Here is a 16,795-nt window from a genome sequence, read left to right on the forward strand (position 1 = left end):
TATTGCTACAACACTTACGCAAATTAAAACCAAAATTATAACTATCGCCATTTTATACCTCATATTTAAAAATTATTTGTTTATTTTTCAATGATTTTGGTTTATAATATATATTGCAAGGAATTGCAGGAAATTGTCATTTGGATATAAAACGCATTTTTAGATTATGCTTTTGGGCATAATCTAATTTTCTTTATCTTTTATTACTACTGAAAACTCTGTCTTAGCCTTGTCTACTATGTTTGCTTTTGTTTGGACTTTTACCGCAATGTTATCTCTATTGTATACTACCATCGCTACTATGCCCACAATTGCTACTATCGTTGTGCAAAAAATTAATGTTATTTGTACACTTTCACTCACATACTCACCTCCGCGCTTTGCTCCTGCAATTCCTTGACGGTGTAGGAGAGGTGAGCAGTATTTTATATCCAAATCCCCTTATATTATAACATATCTATACAAAAAGGTATCAATTAAGCTTATTTATGAATTATTCTAAATCTCTATTGATTATCAATCGATTTAGTGCTATTATTTTTATAAAAGTAACACAAGAGGAGATGATACATCTGGAAGAAATTACACGTTTCGGAGTCTCGATGGAAGCGAATTTACTTTCACAGTTTGATAAATTGATTGAGTCAAAAAACTACAAAAACAGGTCTGAGGCAATAAGAGATTTGATCAGAGATTACATAGTGGAAAACCAGTGCAAATCAGATGACGCCGAATCAATCGGCACTGTCACGTATGTTTACAACCATGAAGTAAGGGAGATAAGCGACAAACTTGTGGACATTCAGCATGGACACCATGAAAACATAATCTCCAGCATGCACGTCCACCTTGATGAGCACAATTGCCTAGAAGTGATGGTTGTAAAAGGCACTTCAAAGACTATATCAGCTATAGCCGACGAGATAATAAGCACAAAAGGCGTAAAGCATGGAAAGCTTGTCATGACGACGACAGGCAAAAACTTATAAGGGGGAGTTTTTATGCATATACCAGATGGATATTTAAGTCCTTCCACCTGTGCTGTTATGGGTGCTGCAATGGTACCTGTATTAGCTGTGGCAACAAAGAAAGTAAATGAAACTTTTGATAAGAAGGACGTACCTACAATGGCAATAGGTTCAGCCTTTGCCTTCACCATAATGATGTTTAACGTGCCTATACCTGGTGGTACAACAGCCCACGCTGTAGGCGCCACGCTTTTGGCCATCGCATTAGGTCCATGGGGAGCCAGTATTTCTCTTACAGTCGCACTTCTTATACAATCGTTGTTCTTTGGCGATGGTGGCATATTAGCATTAGGTGCAAATAGCTTTAACATGGCATTCGTAGCACCTTTCGTTGGATACGGCGTATACATGCTGCTTCAAAAGTTTAAAGTAGGAAAGGTGATATCGTCTGCCATAGGTGCATACATAGGCATAAATGCAGCAGCACTTGCCGCATCAATAGAATTAGGACTTCAACCTGTGCTTTTTCACACAGCAGACGGTCGTGCCTTATACTTCCCATACGGGCTTAGTCAGTCTATACCTGCCATGATGTTGGCGCACCTTACAGTAGCCGGGTTAGTAGAGGCAGCGGTAACTGGACTTGTAGTTCACTACCTTATTAAAGCTGGTGAAGACAACTTGCTTTATAAATTCTCTTACAGGCTAAGGGGTGAAAATAAATGAAGAAACTTTTGATAGCTGCTATAGTGATAATACTGCTTACACCGATTGGACTTTTAGCGCCAGGATCTGCATGGGGTGAGTGGGGCATAGATGAGATAAAAAACATGGTGGGATATGTGCCAAGCGGAATGAAACACTTTTCAGATACAGTAAAGGCTTTATTCCCTGATTACGGCATACCTGGCTTTGACAAAAACTTTTTCCAGCAATCAATAGGTTACATATTCTCAGCTATCGTAGGAATCGCAGTAATTGCCATAGTGTTTTTTATCCTTAGCAAAATGATAGGTAGACAAGAGGGAAAAAATGAGTAATTTCATCGAAAAGACTGTATTGAGTATACAAAGTACATTTCAAGATATGTTTGAGTCAGACGAAATTGCCATAAAACACGGCCTTATGCAATCACTGGACACGAGAGTACGGCTTTTATCTATATTGCTTTTGATCCTCTTATGCAATTTAAGCAGCTCATGGCAATTTCTGTGTTTGATGGTTGTATACTCTATTTTTGTTGCTATACTTTCGAAAGTGCCAATAAAGTCCTATATATTCAGGGTATCATCAGTATCCGTAATCTTCACAGGGATCGTATTAATACCGTCATTGTTTAACATTGTGAAGCCGGGAAATCCGCTTATATACATTGGCAAAAACTTGTACATTACAAGGAGCGGAGCTATAAGCGCATCGATTTTCATAATGCGCTCTTTTGTCTCCCTTTCCTTCATATACATTTTGATACTATCCACAAAATGGGTGGAGATTTTAAAAGCCTTTAGGTACTTCAAACTGCCGAAAATTTTCTCTGCCACACTTGATATATCGTTTAGGTATATAACTCTTTTCCTGGATGTGGCGTCAAACATGTACCTTGCCAGAAAAAGCAGAAACGTAGGAAAGTCTAAAGGCAAAAGCGAGAGAAGATTTGTAGCGTCGTCAATGGGAAATCTCTTAATAAGATCTGAACATTTAAGCAGCGAAGTCTACAGTGCCATGATTTCTCGCGGATACAAAGGCGAATACAAGACAATAAGCGACTTTAAATTTGATATCTTTGATGCAATCTGGATATTATTCAACATATCATTTTTTGCAGCAACTTTTATTGTAAAAGGAGGCAGACTTTGGATATAGTATTTGAACTTAAAAACGTTTCGTACTCATATATAAAGCCACAACCTGCGCTTATTGATGTGAACTTTAGCGTATTAAGTGGAGAAAGTCTAATAATTTTAGGCGCCAACGGCTCCGGAAAGTCCACTCTATTAAAATTGATGGATGGCTTGATAAAGCCAGATAAAGGCGATATATTGGCATTTGGCAAATCCATATTTGATCTGAAAGGCGACCAAGAATACCATTTTAGGAGAAAAGTGGGTTACCTTTTTCAGGACTCTGACGTCCAGCTTTTCAATGCGTGTGTCTTTGATGAAGTAGCATTTGCTCCACTGCAGATGGGATTAAATCCAGATAAGGTAAAGTCGATGGTAGAAAATACTCTTGAGTCGTTCGGCATCGCAAAATTAAAAGACAGACCGCCATACAGGCTAAGCGGCGGTGAAAAAAAGAAAGTGGCTTTAGCATCAATAATGGTAATAAATCCAGATGTGTTGCTTTTAGATGAGCCTACAAATGGCCTCGATCCAAGGTCGAGAAAGTGGCTTTACAAGATGTTAAGCGACCTAAAAGATGATGGAAAGACGCTTGTAATATCTACACACGATTTGGATTTATCCAGAATCATTGCCGATAGAGTCGTCGTGATGAATGAATCACACTCGATAGAGGCTGTAGGAAAAGCCAGTGAAATACTTGATGACAGCACACTGCTTGAAAATGTGAATCTGATATGAATTTAGCTCCCACTATCGGGAGCTTTTTATTTAGAATACAGTTTAAGCGATGACTGAAGAACATTAAGCATTACAATCACCAGCACCATAAAAACTACGATAAATGAAAATCCCACAAACACGCCGAATAAATCGCTTAGCTTCCCTATTATAAAATTGGCTACCATGTTTATAGACGAACTTACAGTAACTATGACGCTTATGACAACACCTGTATTTTCTTTAAAGCTCTTCATCGCCAATGCCATAGTCGTAGGATAAATTATAGAGTAGAATAAACCTGCCATAGACAGAAGAATCGATAAATCCTGACTTACCATGCTTAAGGCCACAAAAGATGCTGCTAATGATGCAAATATGAATATGCTTTTCACATATCCTATTTTCTCAACCACAAACCCGCCTAAAAGCCTGCCTATTGTAAAAGCAGCAAAGAAAAGCGACAGATACATAGAACTTTTTACGCTATTCATGCCGTAAGATCCTTTAAGGTACGTCACAGCCCAGTTGCCTATGCCGACTTCTGATGCGATGTAAAATCCTAACATGACTGAAAACAAAATGACATGCCTATCTTTTAGTACATCCAAATATTTTACTTTACCGCTACCTACATATTTAGCTGTGCCAGGAAATCTCGTAAACAAAACCACAATAAGCATTAAAAGAGCTATAATGCCTCCAAAAAGATATATACTTTGCCATGAATACTTTAAAGCCACAAGCCTTCCTGCCGCATTTGGCGAAATCGAAGCTCCAAAACCGTAAAAGAAATGCAAAAGGTTCATCATTATAGCCTGATTAACCAAAAATGCAACTGCAGCAGTGGCATTTATGCCTATCTCCAGCATCCCTATGCCAAAATTCATGCAGAAGAAGAAAATCAAAAACACAAAGAAAATCGGTGATGCAAAATACCCTAAAATCCCTATGATGATAAAGACAAGTCCTAAGGACAATGCCATCTTACTGCCATATCTATTTACAATCATCCCACCAACAAACGAAGCTATGATAAAACCAAGGCTTCCTATAAACAAAAGAAGCCCAATGTACGTATAATCAACATTGTAAAACGACTTAATAGGCGATAATACAGGACCTTTTATGTTATCGACAAGACCTATTAAAAGCATCAAAAGGTAATTTAAAACAACAATAAATATCTGCATTTTTTCCTCCCTTATCAATAATGCCATATTTCATTATATAGCATTAAAGGGAATAATACAATGAAATATACTCTTACACTTAATAGCCATAGCCTCCAAAGAAAGGGAGATAAAGCTAATGTCCACCAATAAAAAAAAGGCGGAAACAAAACCGCCAAATAGATTTGTACAAAATTTTCGAGCTAACGCTTAAACTGTTAGAAATAATATTAGCTTTTATTATAACACAAATTTGTGACTTGTAGACCAAAAGAAATATCTATATTCTATTTTTCAATATAGCTTTCTGCCATTCTGGATATTATGTCTTCCATCTCAGCTAAAAGATCGGTTTTTCCGTCTTTTAAACACCAGTCGAATATTACACCTCTCGCTACAATAAATAGCTTCTCTGTAATTTCCTCACAGTTAAAAGTGCCGGGTATCTTGCCTTTTTCTTGCTCATTTTTTAATATTTGAATAAGCATATTCTGCATAGAACGTCCATGTGTTAAAAACATCTTATTCGTGGGAATATACAGATTTTTAGCCATATCTACTCCATCATTTATTGCAAGCTTGGCATATACGAGAAAATACTGAACCAATATATCCTTGCAGTCTGTATAAGCCTCTAAGATCTTCGGCACTTCAGCCTCAAAAAATTCATCGCCATGCTTAAATATCTCCACTAAAAGATCATATTTGGATCTAAAGTAGTGATAATAATTTCCTATCGAAACATTGGCCTTTTCTGCTATGTCTTTTACAGTTATGTTGTCATACCCGTGTTTTTTTATGAGCTCTACACCGCAACTGTATATCCTCTTTTTAGTGGCAATGGCCTGCTTTTCTCTGGAAGTTAAACTTTCTGGCACCAATCTCTCTCCTGTTCTTCTAATCTATATTTTTAGCAACCTCAAAGGCATTCCATATTGCATACATTATATTAGAAACATTACCGGCATCGCCTATAAGATATACGTTTGAAATTTTATCCTTTATTTCTCTATACAGAGAATCAGACGGGGCATATCCAACCGCAAGAATAACTGTATCTGCTGCGATGTCTATATCACCATCAGGCGTATTCACTTTAAGCACCTTTCCGTCATATGCAGTAGCTTTTGCAGATGTTATAGTCTTTATTCCTTTAAAAGGTATCAATTCTTTTAGCATCTCGCTATTTGCATGGCACAATGGACCATTTACCGCCAAAAGCTTTGGAAGCGCCTCAACTATCGTCACATTTTTGCCCATATCTTTAAGCCACAGCGCTGTCTCGCACCCTACAAGTCCACCGCCAATTACGACAACATCATTTCCTATATCAACTTTGCCTAATAACGCATCTTGAGCGGTATATAAAGGTCCTTCTCCCAGTGAAAATACTTTTGGCTTTGACCCTGTCGCGACTATCACTACATCTGCGTCAAAATTAATGACATCATCAGCATCTAATTCTGAATTTAGATGAACTTCTACGTTTAACTTTTTAAGTTCATTCTCATACCAAGCCACCAGCGCATGATCATCTTCTTTAAATGATGGCACGCCGCCTGGAATAAGGTTTCCGCCTAATCTATCAGTTTTTTCATACACGATTGGCTCATGTCCGCGATGTGCTAATACGCGAGCTGCTTCACATCCTGCTACACCGCCACCTACAATTAAGACTTTCTTTTTGTGCTGCGTAGGTATAAGCCTCTCAGCGCTTTCGCGGCATGCCTGTGGGTTTACTGCACAGTTTAAAGCAGAATACTCCTGTATGCGTCCCATACATCCTTCATGGCATGATAAACAAGGTCGTATAGAAGCGGTATCCCCTGCTTTAAGCTTATTTACATAATCAGGATCAGCCAAAAGTGGACGGCCAAGTGATACTATGTCGCATGCTCCATCTCTTACAGCATCTGATGCAAGGTCTGGATTATCCATACGTCCTGCGCATATTACAGGCACGTCTACTACATCTTTTACCATCTTTGCATATGGGATGTAAAGCCCTTTTTCTTGGTACATTGGCGGATGGCTCCACCACCATGCATCGTAGCTTCCTACATCTACGTCCAAAGCATCGTATCCGTATTCAACCAAAAGCTTAGCTGCCTCTATCCCTTCTTCAATATCTCTGCCTTTCTCTACAAACTCCTCACCCGGAAGGCCACCTTTACGCCAATCTTTGATGAAGCTTTTTACACTGTACCTTAGCGTCACCGGGAAATCACTGCCACATATGTTTTTTATCTCCTCCAAGACTTCCCTTGCAAAGCGCAGCCGGTTTTCAAGGCTTCCGCCGTATTCATCTGTTCGATTGTTAAACATAGATATGGCAAATTGGTCTAAAAGGTATCCTTCGTGTACCGCGTGTATCTGTACGCCGTCAAATCCTGCTCGCTTCGCATTATAAGCACCTTTGCCAAACTGCACAACTATCCTGCGAATTTCCTCTTTTGTAAGAGGACGGCATGTCTTGTCAAGCCAGCGGTGTGGGATAGGCGATGGCGCAACAGGCGGATGTTCTCCTAAATTTGTAGGAATCGTGACCCTTCCAAATCCACCAGATAATTGTAAAAATACCTTAGAACCATAAGCGTGTATTTTTTCTGTCATCTCACGAGCAGTCCTAATGAAGTGAACTGGATTATGTGTAGAACATGGGCAATTAGGCATGTCATGCTTTTCTATATCATTGTCAACAAAAGTAACGCCAGTGATGATAAGTCCTGTACCACCTTTAGCTCTTTCAACATAGTAATCAATTCCTCTTTGATTGAAACCACCTTCGGAATCACCAAGACCTAATGGACCCATAGGAGCCATTGCAAAGCGGTTTTTGATGACACAGCTTCCGATGGACACTTCATCAAAGAGAATGCTGTACTTTTTGTCCATAAAAAGTCCCCTTCTTTTCTTAATTTTATTGAACATGTTCACCGAATGCATTCTACGAAAATTATATCAGTATGTTAATTAATTGTCAAGAAGGTAAAAGATTATTTAGTCATTATTATTTATAGTTTGCTTAATAAAATAAATTTTAAAAGTTTGTATACATTTGTTTATCTGTTTTGTTATATTAATGAAAGAACAAAAACGGCGCCGTTATATAGAATGCATCAGACATTATACTGGGGAGGTCAGTCATGAAAGATGAGAGGTTTGAAGACTTCTTAATAGATAAGATGGCCATAATTTACAAATATCTCATTAAAATCGGTGCATCTTATGAAGATGCAGAAGACATCGTACAAGATACCATTTGCAAAGTTGTTGAGTATGTTGACTCCATAAACACAGACGACATCTATCCATGGCTGTTTAAAGTATCAATAAACAAATATTATAATCTGTACAATAGGAAAAGAAGGAGGAAATCGGTATCGATGATAAAATCCTTAATAGCCTCTATTCAGATGGAATGATAGAAGAACACGTGCTTAATGAAGAATTAAAATCAAACGTTCATAAAGTCCTTGGTCTATTAAAGGAAAGCTATAGAACCCTCTTGATTTTTAAGTATTTTGTTGGATTATCTTATAAAGAAATAGGCGAGATCTTAAATCTGGATGAAAACAAAGTAAAAACATATCTTTACCGTGCAAGAAACAAATTTAAAGAATTATGGGAGGTATCGAATTATGGCAGATGAAAAAAATATAAATAATGATGAGAAAGAACTTGATGAAATTTTTGAAAACACAAAGAATGATAAATTTAATAAAGCAATTAAAAAAGCAAAATGGCGCTCTATTCTAAGAACTACAGTTATAAGTTTGATAGTCATATTAATTGTTTCAATAAGCACCGTCTTTATAGGAATCAAGGTAACACAGTCAGAAAGCTCTGATATAAGTTTTGCCTTATCAGTATTCAACGATATCTCTGCTCCTGACATGTATATAGGAAAATCAATAAGATATGAAGGAATCTTTGGAGGCAAGACAGTTTATTCAACTTACAAGATAATAGAAGGCAAAGTAGTTTATACAGGTCAACAGGAATACAGCTATGGGCTTTTCAACACTGTGGACGTACAGGCTATCAATTCACCGGCTATAGTATGGGGAGAAAGTTTTGATGAAGACAGTTTAAATAAACCTACGTACAACGAACTTGGTCAAAGGGAAATGATTTTCTTCTATCCATACGTAAAATACAAAATGTACAAAAATGATCTAAATCTACTGGAGGACATAGGAAATGACAAATATATAGAGATGGCATTATCTTTTGATAAAGCCTACAACATCGACGAAGTAAATAAAATGATGCCAAAAAACGTAACTTTAACGTGGTATTGGATTGACGATCTAAATAGCAAAGAAAAAGAAGCACATGAACCACATAAAAATAAACAAAAGCTTCCTGATGGAAAGACAATTGATGTAGATAATCCATCAGATGTATGTTCTGAAAGAGCCGCATACGGCATAAAAGTCTATGACAGCAATGGAGACAGATTAAAAAATCCAGAAGAACTTTTTATAGGAGCAATCGAAAACAATATAAATCAGTTAGAAAAACTTAAAACAGATATTCATAAGGTAAATGGCATCAAGTATGAAGTTAAAAGGATTTACGATAATCTAAAAGACAAGAATGGAAAAATAAAGAAGGAAGATTTAAAGATACAAGGCGTCGTCGTAACAGGTACTGCAGAAACCTTAAAATCTCTTAGAGGTTTACCTTTTATAAAGGCATCATCATTAGGTGTTGTCACAGATAAGTATTGAATATTAAAAGCTGCTGACTTTTAATCAGCAGCTTCATTTTGTTACTTTCACATATTATATTCCAAAAATTTTCAAAATCCATCCAAGAATAGAACCAAGTGTTACCATATCGGTATCACCAGCCCATCTCATAAAATCAGTAATTGTATGTGCAACAACAGGTAATACAAATGCTTGACCAAATATGATTATTAATCCTGCAATTATTCCACCAACAATTGCGCCTCTTAAACCACCAGTCGAATTTCCAAAGACACCGGCAGGACCGCCATCAAAAAAGAATGGTATCATAGCAGGTAAGACAACCCATGGATATCCAGTAAAACCTAATATTAAAATTGATATTATCCCTACTATCAAGCTTGTTGTAAAACCAATCATAACAGCAGTCGGTGCATAAGGGAAAATCATGGGACAATCAAGAGCTGGAATTGCATTTGGTATCCATTTCATTGTAATTCCTCTAAATGCAGGAACGATTTCTGCTATAAACATTCTGACACCAGTAAGTAAAATTGTAATTCCCGCGCCAAATGTTAAGCCTTGGATAAGTGCGTAAATTATAAAATTTTGACCATTGCTTATTTTTTGCTCAACAAAAACAGGCCCTGCAATTAAAACTGCTATCAAATAAACTACCGTCATTACCAGTCCTGTTGATATTGTCACATCTCTAAAAAAATCCAAGCTATCAGATATTTTTATATTTTCAGTATCATTCTTTTTATTGCCTACTAAGCCACCAATATATCCTCCTAAAACAGCGCCAATAGTAGACGTGTGACCATACGCAAATGTATTTCCACCTGTAATTTTTCTGATAAATGGTTGCGCTAAAGCTGGCATGAAAGTAATATATAACCCCATTAATATAATACCAAATACTATTAAAGCAGCTCCCTTTACACCAGCATCAACCAAAACTGCTACCCATACAAAAGACATCCAAAAGAGTAAATGCCCTGTTAGCCAAACATATTTTAATTTTGTAAATTTAGCAACTAATATATTTATGATAAATGCCCCAAGCATAACTAAACCAATAACACTACCATACTTTGTAATAACTTCATTTGTGCCTATACCTGTATTATTTACCTGATTTATACCATAAATATGGTTGAATATCGTTGCTAGAGGATTTACTGTATTTGTTATAATGCCGGCCGCAGATGTCATGATCAATAAGCCAATGGCTGTTTTCAATGTTCCTTTAAGTATGTCACTAAAACTCTTTTTCTGCAAAATCAAACCAATAAATGCTATTAAAGCCATGAAGATCGCTGGTTGCTGGAAAATCTGTGTAACAACAAAATTTAGAACTTGCATATATTTACTCCTCTCCTCATTAAAATTATTTAATAAATGGCATCAATTTACCACTTATCTCATTTTTATTTATAAAATTGTCTATAATCACTACAGGAACATCATCTCTTCTGATAATTTTAGCTATTTCCTTAGATGTCAAAATTAAATCACATGGCTCACTTACAGCTGTTCCAGCATCACATGCGCTGACTTCAGCCTTTATTCCGTTTTCACTTAAAATATCTTCAACCGTCATCCTCAATATTAAGCTAGTCCCTGAACCAACACCACAAACCGTCAATATTTTCAATTTATTCATATTCAACACCTCTTGAGAACGTATTTAACAAAAACTATAACATTTTGATTAATGGTCTATATTTATTTATCAAATTTTTATTAAATTCATCCGAACCGTCTATATTTCCACTCATGAATACAGGAACATCAACACCCTTTGTTGCTAATTTTTCAGCCACATCAATAAAAATACTATTTATGATCGTTGCCCCAATTATGGTCGATGTTGGACCTATTTTAACTTTTAACCCGTCTATGCTAATTGAAGCATCCCCAACATCACACATATTATCGATATAATAATCAACAACTTCGTATAATTTTTTCCCACTAATATGTTTAGAAGAATATGCATTTGAATATTTTAGTGACGTTATGGCTACAGTTGTCAAACCATTATTTTTGGCTTTTATGGCAAAATCAATGCTAACGGGATTTCTACCGGAAGTTGAAAATACAAAAAGTACATCACCTTTTCTTAAATTAAAGTTATCATAAATTATCTCTCCAAGATAATTCATACGCTCTAACTTACTGCTTTTTTCTGCACCCTCATGTAACATCAATACTGGTTCTAATATAGGATTTACACATGCTAATCCTCCGGCTCTATAAAAAGTTTCTTCCGCAAATATATGAGAATGGCCACAACCAAATATGTCTACAGTATATCCTTTTGAAATACTATCAGCGACAATATCTTCAATCTTATTCAATATTTCTCTTTGTTCTATAAAAATTTTATCTATTTTATTCTTAATGACTTCAATATATTCTAAACTTTTCATGCTTCTCACCTTTTAACTCACAATCTTTGATATAATCTAAAATATTTTTAGAATCAACACATTTTAGCATGTATTCGACTTTCTCATCATCCCCCAGCAGTTCCACCAATTCCGATAATGCTTTTAAGTGCGAGGAATGGTCAACTGCACACAAGCATACGACTATTTTTACTGGATCGTTTTCCTTATTGCCAAAGTTGACTGGATTTTTAAGAGTGATGAGGCTCATGCCTATTTTCTTAGCTCCTGATTCTGGTCTTGCATGTGGCATTGCTATACCAGGTGCAATGACGATATACGGTCCTATCTCTTTTACAGAATCTATCATTGCGTCTATATATCTATGCTCTATAGCACCTTCTTTTTCTAAAAGTTCACCTCCAATCCGCACTGCTTCTTCCCAATCCTTTACTTCAACATTCAGCTTTATCGTCTTTTCTGTCAAAAGGTCTTTTAACAATGGTTCTGCAACTCCTCTCTCTTCGTTTACATCTTCTATATCTAAGAATTCTTTAAGTTCTTCGATCAGTTTTTGCCTGTTTAAAATACTGCAATGCTTCTCAATAATTTCAATTAGATCGTCTAACTTGATTGCGTATGTCCTGTCATTTCTTATAAACAATTTCAACTTCTCAATGTCATTTTCAGTTAACAAGGGATTTACAACTACAGTCTTAATTCCTTCCGCATTCACTGGAACAGTAGACACTATCAAATCAACATGCTTTTTCTTTAATTGGTCTTTTACTTGATGGTATGCAACAGTTCCCTTTATATTTACATTGAAAACCGATTGAAGCCTTGATGACAGCATCTTTGCCGTTCCGATTCCTGTGCCGCACACAACAAGCACATCCATTCTATTCATCACCGGTGATTTTTGCCTCTCTATCGCTGCACCAAAATGCATCACAAAATAACCGATTTCTTCATCATTAAGCTTGTTTCCTGCATATTCCTCTAAAGGTTTTAGACAACCTTTCACTACTTCAAAAAGCCTGCTGTAATTCCTTTTTATTTCATCCAATACTGGATTTTTCAGATCTAAGCCATGGCTTAACCTGTATATTGTAGGTCTTACATGCTCTAAAAGCCCTTCAAAAAGTTGCACATCTCTGGATAAGTCTATATTTACTTCCTTTTCTACATTGCTTATAATCTTTTTCGTAACAAGCTCCAGTTCAAGCCAATTTTTATCTTTGTTGCTTTTTTTATTTGTCACATTGCTTCCCAAAAGATGGACAGTTATATAGCCGATCTCGTCTATAGGTATGTTGACATTAAAATGCTTTTCAAGCATCTTGGCTATATTTGAAGCGACGCTGAATTCCTTCGTCATTTCCAGCGATTTTAATTCTTCTGTAGGCATTATGATGTCTCTTCCAAGCTCTATCCTCTTTATAGCGATTGCAATATGAGCAACTAACCCTGTAAAGGCTGCATCAGAAAATACCGTCTCCAATTCATTTTCCGCAATTCTTATGCATTCCTCAATGTACGATATATCAATATTTTGAAAAAGCCTTTTTATTTCGTTGTCCATGCCTACGTTTATCTTCGTGTACATAGGCGATTTTACGATGTCAAGCACCTTTTCTATATCTACCGTTTCCGTAAGAAGCTCTATAGCGGCTTTTCTAAGTTTCTTTTCATCACCTATGACTTTCAATCCATACTTTGGCACTGATTTAAGCTCAAGCCCATGCTCTAAAAGCCATTCCCTCACTTTATCAAGGTCATTTATTATAGTGCTTCTTGACACCAATAATTTGTCTGCCAGCGTATTTATCGTCGTATAATCTTTTTGTCCCATTAGACTGCTTAAAATAATGTTAACCCTTTCTTTCTGCGAAAGCGCATAATGGTAAATACTTACGTCGTCTAAAATCTCTAATGCTTTTTTTCTGTCTTCCAATGATTCAGAAAATTTCACACCTACATTTGGTTTTCTTATCAATTGTGGCAAACTATTGTACTTTAAAAATTCATCAATTGCATCAAGGTCATACCTTATCGTCCTTGAGCTTACCTTAAATGAACTGGCCAGTTCAGTGATCTTGACCGGGAGGCTTGAATTAACAAGCTTCATCAATATGTGTGTGCATCTTTCATTGAGTATGATAATTATCACCTCTTTCATTATCAATTATATTATCATTTGTCTTGCTTGAAAAGCTTAACATTTTTCAAATCAATTATGGCAAATTTGCACTATATATTATACTGTATTTTTAAAAACAAAAATACCGCCTCGACTTTTAGTCTTGACGGTATATTTATCTATCTGATAACACTCACATTTAATTTTCATTCATAAATTTTTCCAATGTATCTCTATATGGAAGTCCATCGTTGTCACCTGGCGACATAATTATTATCGCACCTATTGCATTGCCTCTTTTTACTGCATCTTTTAGCGTAAGCCCTTCTAACAGCCCGCTTATTACACCTGTTGCAAATCCATCTCCAGCACCAACTGTGTCAACTACTTTTTCAACTTTATATCCACTTACAGTGAAGCTCTCGTCTTTTGTCTTGACATATGCTCCTCTGTCGCCAATCTTTATAATGACAGCATCAACTCCTCGCCTTAAGTAAAAATCAGCTATGACATCAACATCATCTGAACCTGTCAAAATAAATCCTTCTTTTATGCCTGGCATTACAATATCGCAATTAGATGCGATGTCGTTTAACGTTGCCACCATCTCATCTTCACTTTTCCAAAGGCTCTTTCGTATATTGGGATCAAATGAAATCCTTATGCCATTTTCTTTTCCAATCTGAATCATTTTGTAGACAGTATTCAATGTGTCTTTTGAAAGAGCTGCTGTTATGCCTGTAATGTGTATGTGGTTGATCTCACTCGCATCACAATCAATGTCATTTGGTGTCATGTGGGATGCTGCAGAACCCTTTCTAAAGTAAAATATGTCTGGATCTCCTTTTGATGTCTTTGATTTAAGCATAAAACCTGTCGGGTACTCATCAGTAAATTTTACCGATGAAACGTCGATTTTTTCTTCCAACAATTTATTATAAATGTACTTGCCAAAAGGATCGTTTCCAAGCTTCGTAATGTATTTAACATTATGCCCCAGCCTGCTTAAACCTATGGCCACATTTGCTTCTGCTCCTGCCAACGCTTTTGTAAACTTGCTGACATTGTCAAGGGTACCTTCTTCATCTGCAATGAACAATGCCATAGGTTCTCCTGCCAATAAAACCTTTGCCAAAATGTATCACCTACTTATCCAATTTACTTCAAGGCATTTACCAGCCTTTTTGCTCTTTCTTCTAAAAGGTCAAGATTATCAAAGTTTATTCCCTTTGTCAGATATCCGCCTACGCCAACTGCATATGCGCCGTTTTCAAACCACTCATTTATATTCTCGTCATTTACGCCGCCTGTAGGCATAAACTCCAGAAATGGAAATGGTCCTTTGAGAGATTTTATTATCTTTGAATCGACAAATTCTCCAGGGAAAAGCTTAATGACTTCTGAGCCCATCTTGTAAGCTTTAAACATCTCCGTAGTTGTAGCTGCAGCCATCGAGAAAAATACATCATTTTTCTTGCAATATGCTGCCACTTCCTCAACAATGCAAGGTGTCACCACAAAATCTGCCCCATTTTCTACAGCTTCCTCTGCCTGATTTAACTCTAATACCGTTCCTGCACCTATTACCTTATCAGGGTATTTCCTTTTAAGCTCCTTAATAAGCTTTCCTGCACCTTCCACAGTGTAGGTTATCTCTATTATGTTTATGCCGCTTTCTATGACTTTCTCGGCCATCTTAAGTCCCAATTCATAATCTTTGCACCTTATGACTGAAAATATCCCTCCTTTTGTTTTCTCTTTTATTTCCTTAAAACTCATATAAATCATCCTTTCCATATATTTATTTAATGAGATCTTGTAGATCCCCTTATTACAAGCTCCGCTTTTAAAACAACCTTCTTAGGTTCAATTTCATTGCCACTGCTTATCCTATTAATAAGCATTTTAGCTGATTCCACGCCAACTTCATAGGTAGGCTGCGATATGGTAGTAATCCCTGGCGGTATAAGGGACGCCCATCCCCAATCGTCGTAACCACATACGGCAACATCATCAGGTACCTTTAAATTCATCTTATTTATGACTTGCAGTACATTTAAAAGCACAACACCATTTACGGCAAATAATGCCGTCCTGCACTTCCTATAGTCTCTCATCATTGATACTATATTTTTTTCAATTTTGCTTAAATCATCGTCTACTTCAAATATCAAATTGTTGTTATCTATTCCGTATTTTTTTGAGACATCTGTAAATGCCTGCTTTCTTTCGGTTCTGGTGCTTATATCGCCTATCCTTTCAGTAAAAAAGCCTATTCTTTCATATCCATTTTTTATAAGGTGCAAAATAAGCTCTGATGTAACTTCGTAGTTGTTGACAACAACGGTATCAAATACAATGTCTTTTATGCTTCTATCAGCTAATACTACAGGCAAACCTTTTTTAGACAGTTCTATCAAAAACTCGTCATTACCACCTGCTGTGTTTATTATAAGCCCATCTATATTGTTGTCTAAAAGTGATAAGATGTACTCTCGCTCTTTTGTGGCATCATTATCTGTGCTGGCTATTATTAAATTATATCCGTCTTCTTTTAAGACTTTTTCTATGCCTTTCACAAGGATTGACGAAAAATGGTTGCCTATGTCAGACACAAGAACACCTATAAGGTTTGACTTATTAAGCTTTAAACTGCGAGCCAAATTATTGGGTCTGTAGTTAAGTTCATCTATGACCTTTTTGATGTTTTCCCTTGTAGCATCTGACATGTACTCAAATCGGCCGTTTAAAAACCGGGAGATAGTCGTCTTTGAAACACCTGCTTTTTTCGCCACATAATCGATCGTAATTTTAAAGTTCTCATTGCTCATGTCATCACCAACATTTGTTTTTTAGAA

General features: G+C 36.4%; 19 protein-coding genes. 8 read left to right on the forward strand and 11 right to left on the reverse strand.

Translation table 11 applies throughout. From position 1 onward, the window contains the following. Positions 1-183: 183 nt before the first annotated feature. Entirely contained in the window at positions 184-363 is a 180-nt protein-coding gene (locus tag BVF91_RS08880; RefSeq protein WP_085113064.1) for a hypothetical protein, read from the reverse strand. A gap of 200 nt (positions 364-563) precedes the next feature. Here BVF91_RS08880 and nikR point away from each other — a divergent pair, with 200 nt between their 5' ends. The 5 genes from nikR to BVF91_RS08905 are packed head-to-tail and all read left to right on the forward strand — an operon-like array spanning position 564 to position 3,550. After that, positions 564-989 carry a nickel-responsive transcriptional regulator NikR gene (nikR, locus tag BVF91_RS08885; protein WP_085113065.1) on the forward strand — a complete coding sequence of 142 codons (426 nt, stop codon included), beginning with the start codon at positions 564-566 and terminating at the stop codon, positions 987-989. 12 nt (positions 990-1,001) lie between these two features. Continuing rightward, the gene (gene cbiM / locus BVF91_RS08890) at positions 1,002-1,694 is read left to right on the forward strand and encodes a cobalt transporter CbiM (RefSeq protein WP_085113066.1); all 693 of its coding nucleotides are present in this window, start codon (positions 1,002-1,004) and stop codon (positions 1,692-1,694) included. Then, the gene (locus tag BVF91_RS08895; protein WP_085113067.1) at positions 1,691-2,008 is read left to right on the forward strand and encodes a PDGLE domain-containing protein; all 318 of its coding nucleotides are present in this window, start codon (positions 1,691-1,693) and stop codon (positions 2,006-2,008) included. Before cbiM ends, BVF91_RS08895 begins: the two co-directional genes overlap by 4 nt. Continuing rightward, entirely contained in the window at positions 2,001-2,831 is an 831-nt protein-coding gene (cbiQ, locus tag BVF91_RS08900) for a cobalt ECF transporter T component CbiQ (protein ID WP_085113068.1), read from the forward strand. Before BVF91_RS08895 ends, cbiQ begins: the two co-directional genes overlap by 8 nt. Further along, entirely contained in the window at positions 2,822-3,550 is a 729-nt protein-coding gene (locus tag BVF91_RS08905) for an energy-coupling factor ABC transporter ATP-binding protein (protein ID WP_085113069.1), read from the forward strand. Before cbiQ ends, BVF91_RS08905 begins: the two co-directional genes overlap by 10 nt. A 26-nt stretch (positions 3,551-3,576) precedes the next feature. Here BVF91_RS08905 and BVF91_RS08910 read toward each other — a convergent pair whose 3' ends face one another. The 3 genes from BVF91_RS08910 to BVF91_RS08920 form a co-directional block, all read right to left on the reverse strand. Beyond that, positions 3,577-4,722: an MFS transporter gene (locus tag BVF91_RS08910; protein WP_085113070.1), complete on the reverse strand. Its 1,146-nt coding sequence runs from the start codon at positions 4,720-4,722 to the stop codon at positions 3,577-3,579. A 266-nt stretch (positions 4,723-4,988) separates the two neighbouring features. Further along, on the reverse strand, positions 4,989-5,579 hold the full coding sequence (locus BVF91_RS08915) for a TetR/AcrR family transcriptional regulator (protein WP_085113071.1): 591 nt from the start codon (positions 5,577-5,579) through the stop codon (positions 4,989-4,991). Positions 5,580-5,598: 19 nt separating this feature from the next. After that, positions 5,599-7,596 carry an oxidoreductase gene (locus BVF91_RS08920; RefSeq protein ID WP_085113072.1) on the reverse strand — a complete coding sequence of 666 codons (1,998 nt, stop codon included), beginning with the start codon at positions 7,594-7,596 and terminating at the stop codon, positions 5,599-5,601. 251 nt (positions 7,597-7,847) lie between these two features. On the opposite strand from BVF91_RS08920, the gene BVF91_RS13510 reads away from it, so the two are divergent. Genes BVF91_RS13510 through BVF91_RS08930 form a run of 3 tightly spaced genes read left to right on the forward strand, consistent with a single transcriptional unit; the run spans position 7,848 to position 9,437 of the window. Further along, on the forward strand, positions 7,848-8,126 hold the full coding sequence (locus BVF91_RS13510; protein ID WP_240495861.1) for an RNA polymerase sigma factor: 279 nt from the start codon (positions 7,848-7,850) through the stop codon (positions 8,124-8,126). Continuing rightward, positions 8,123-8,353: an RNA polymerase sigma factor gene (locus BVF91_RS13515; protein ID WP_240495862.1), complete on the forward strand. Its 231-nt coding sequence runs from the start codon at positions 8,123-8,125 to the stop codon at positions 8,351-8,353. The genes BVF91_RS13510 and BVF91_RS13515 overlap by 4 nt, the downstream gene beginning before the upstream one ends. After that, on the forward strand, positions 8,343-9,437 hold the full coding sequence (locus BVF91_RS08930; RefSeq protein ID WP_085113073.1) for an anti sigma factor C-terminal domain-containing protein: 1,095 nt from the start codon (positions 8,343-8,345) through the stop codon (positions 9,435-9,437). Before BVF91_RS13515 ends, BVF91_RS08930 begins: the two co-directional genes overlap by 11 nt. 54 nt (positions 9,438-9,491) lie before the next feature. Here BVF91_RS08930 and ulaA read toward each other — a convergent pair whose 3' ends face one another. The 7 genes from ulaA to BVF91_RS08965 all read right to left on the reverse strand — a co-directional run bounded on the left by ulaA (position 9,492) and on the right by BVF91_RS08965 (position 16,768). Beyond that, positions 9,492-10,766, reverse strand: coding sequence for a PTS ascorbate transporter subunit IIC (gene ulaA / locus BVF91_RS08935; protein WP_085113074.1), 1,275 nt, complete (start codon positions 10,764-10,766; stop codon positions 9,492-9,494). Positions 10,767-10,791: 25 nt separating this feature from the next. Continuing rightward, positions 10,792-11,067, reverse strand: coding sequence for a PTS sugar transporter subunit IIB (locus tag BVF91_RS08940; RefSeq protein WP_206199043.1), 276 nt, complete (start codon positions 11,065-11,067; stop codon positions 10,792-10,794). A 34-nt stretch (positions 11,068-11,101) separates the two neighbouring features. Beyond that, on the reverse strand, positions 11,102-11,836 hold the full coding sequence (locus BVF91_RS08945) for a sugar isomerase domain-containing protein (RefSeq protein ID WP_085113075.1): 735 nt from the start codon (positions 11,834-11,836) through the stop codon (positions 11,102-11,104). Beyond that, a complete protein-coding gene (locus BVF91_RS08950) occupies positions 11,814-13,976 on the reverse strand; it encodes a BglG family transcription antiterminator (RefSeq protein ID WP_085113125.1) in 2,163 nt (720 codons plus the stop codon). The genes BVF91_RS08945 and BVF91_RS08950 overlap by 23 nt, the downstream gene beginning before the upstream one ends. 160 nt (positions 13,977-14,136) lie before the next feature. Continuing rightward, positions 14,137-15,072 (reverse strand): sugar kinase, encoded by a 936-nt coding sequence (locus BVF91_RS08955; RefSeq protein WP_085113076.1) that lies wholly within the window; start codon positions 15,070-15,072, stop codon positions 14,137-14,139. Between the two features lie 23 nt (positions 15,073-15,095). After that, on the reverse strand, positions 15,096-15,716 hold the full coding sequence (locus tag BVF91_RS08960) for a bifunctional 4-hydroxy-2-oxoglutarate aldolase/2-dehydro-3-deoxy-phosphogluconate aldolase (protein WP_085113077.1): 621 nt from the start codon (positions 15,714-15,716) through the stop codon (positions 15,096-15,098). A 26-nt stretch (positions 15,717-15,742) separates the two neighbouring features. Continuing rightward, positions 15,743-16,768: a LacI family DNA-binding transcriptional regulator gene (locus tag BVF91_RS08965; RefSeq protein ID WP_085113078.1), complete on the reverse strand. Its 1,026-nt coding sequence runs from the start codon at positions 16,766-16,768 to the stop codon at positions 15,743-15,745. Positions 16,769-16,795 lie beyond the last annotated feature (27 nt).

The sequence above is a fragment of the Thermoanaerobacterium sp. PSU-2 genome, from assembly GCF_002102475.1.
Taxonomy (GTDB): domain Bacteria; phylum Bacillota; class Thermoanaerobacteria; order Thermoanaerobacterales; family Thermoanaerobacteraceae; genus Thermoanaerobacterium.

Bases quoted from the DNA above. Each gene is read 5' to 3' on its own strand.
- cbiQ (WP_085113068.1), top strand. From the start codon at position 2,001: ATGAGTAATTTCATCGAAAAGACTGTATTGAGTATACAAAGTACATTT.
- BVF91_RS13515 (WP_240495862.1), top strand. From the start codon at position 8,123: ATGATAGAAGAACACGTGCTTAATGAAGAATTAAAATCAAACGTTCAT.
- BVF91_RS08895 (WP_085113067.1), top strand. From the start codon at position 1,691: ATGAAGAAACTTTTGATAGCTGCTATAGTGATAATACTGCTTACACCG.
- ulaA (WP_085113074.1), bottom strand. From the start codon at position 10,766: ATGCAAGTTCTAAATTTTGTTGTTACACAGATTTTCCAGCAACCAGCG.
- BVF91_RS08940 (WP_206199043.1), bottom strand. From the start codon at position 11,067: ATGAATAAATTGAAAATATTGACGGTTTGTGGTGTTGGTTCAGGGACT.
- BVF91_RS08910 (WP_085113070.1), bottom strand. From the start codon at position 4,722: ATGCAGATATTTATTGTTGTTTTAAATTACCTTTTGATGCTTTTAATA.
- nikR (WP_085113065.1), top strand. From the start codon at position 564: ATGATACATCTGGAAGAAATTACACGTTTCGGAGTCTCGATGGAAGCG.
- BVF91_RS13510 (WP_240495861.1), top strand. From the start codon at position 7,848: ATGAAAGATGAGAGGTTTGAAGACTTCTTAATAGATAAGATGGCCATA.
- BVF91_RS08930 (WP_085113073.1), top strand. From the start codon at position 8,343: ATGGCAGATGAAAAAAATATAAATAATGATGAGAAAGAACTTGATGAA.
- cbiM (WP_085113066.1), top strand. From the start codon at position 1,002: ATGCATATACCAGATGGATATTTAAGTCCTTCCACCTGTGCTGTTATG.
- BVF91_RS08965 (WP_085113078.1), bottom strand. From the start codon at position 16,768: ATGAGCAATGAGAACTTTAAAATTACGATCGATTATGTGGCGAAAAAA.
- BVF91_RS08945 (WP_085113075.1), bottom strand. From the start codon at position 11,836: ATGAAAAGTTTAGAATATATTGAAGTCATTAAGAATAAAATAGATAAA.
- BVF91_RS08920 (WP_085113072.1), bottom strand. From the start codon at position 7,596: ATGGACAAAAAGTACAGCATTCTCTTTGATGAAGTGTCCATCGGAAGC.
- BVF91_RS08950 (WP_085113125.1), bottom strand. From the start codon at position 13,976: ATGAAAGAGGTGATAATTATCATACTCAATGAAAGATGCACACACATA.
- BVF91_RS08960 (WP_085113077.1), bottom strand. From the start codon at position 15,716: ATGAGTTTTAAGGAAATAAAAGAGAAAACAAAAGGAGGGATATTTTCA.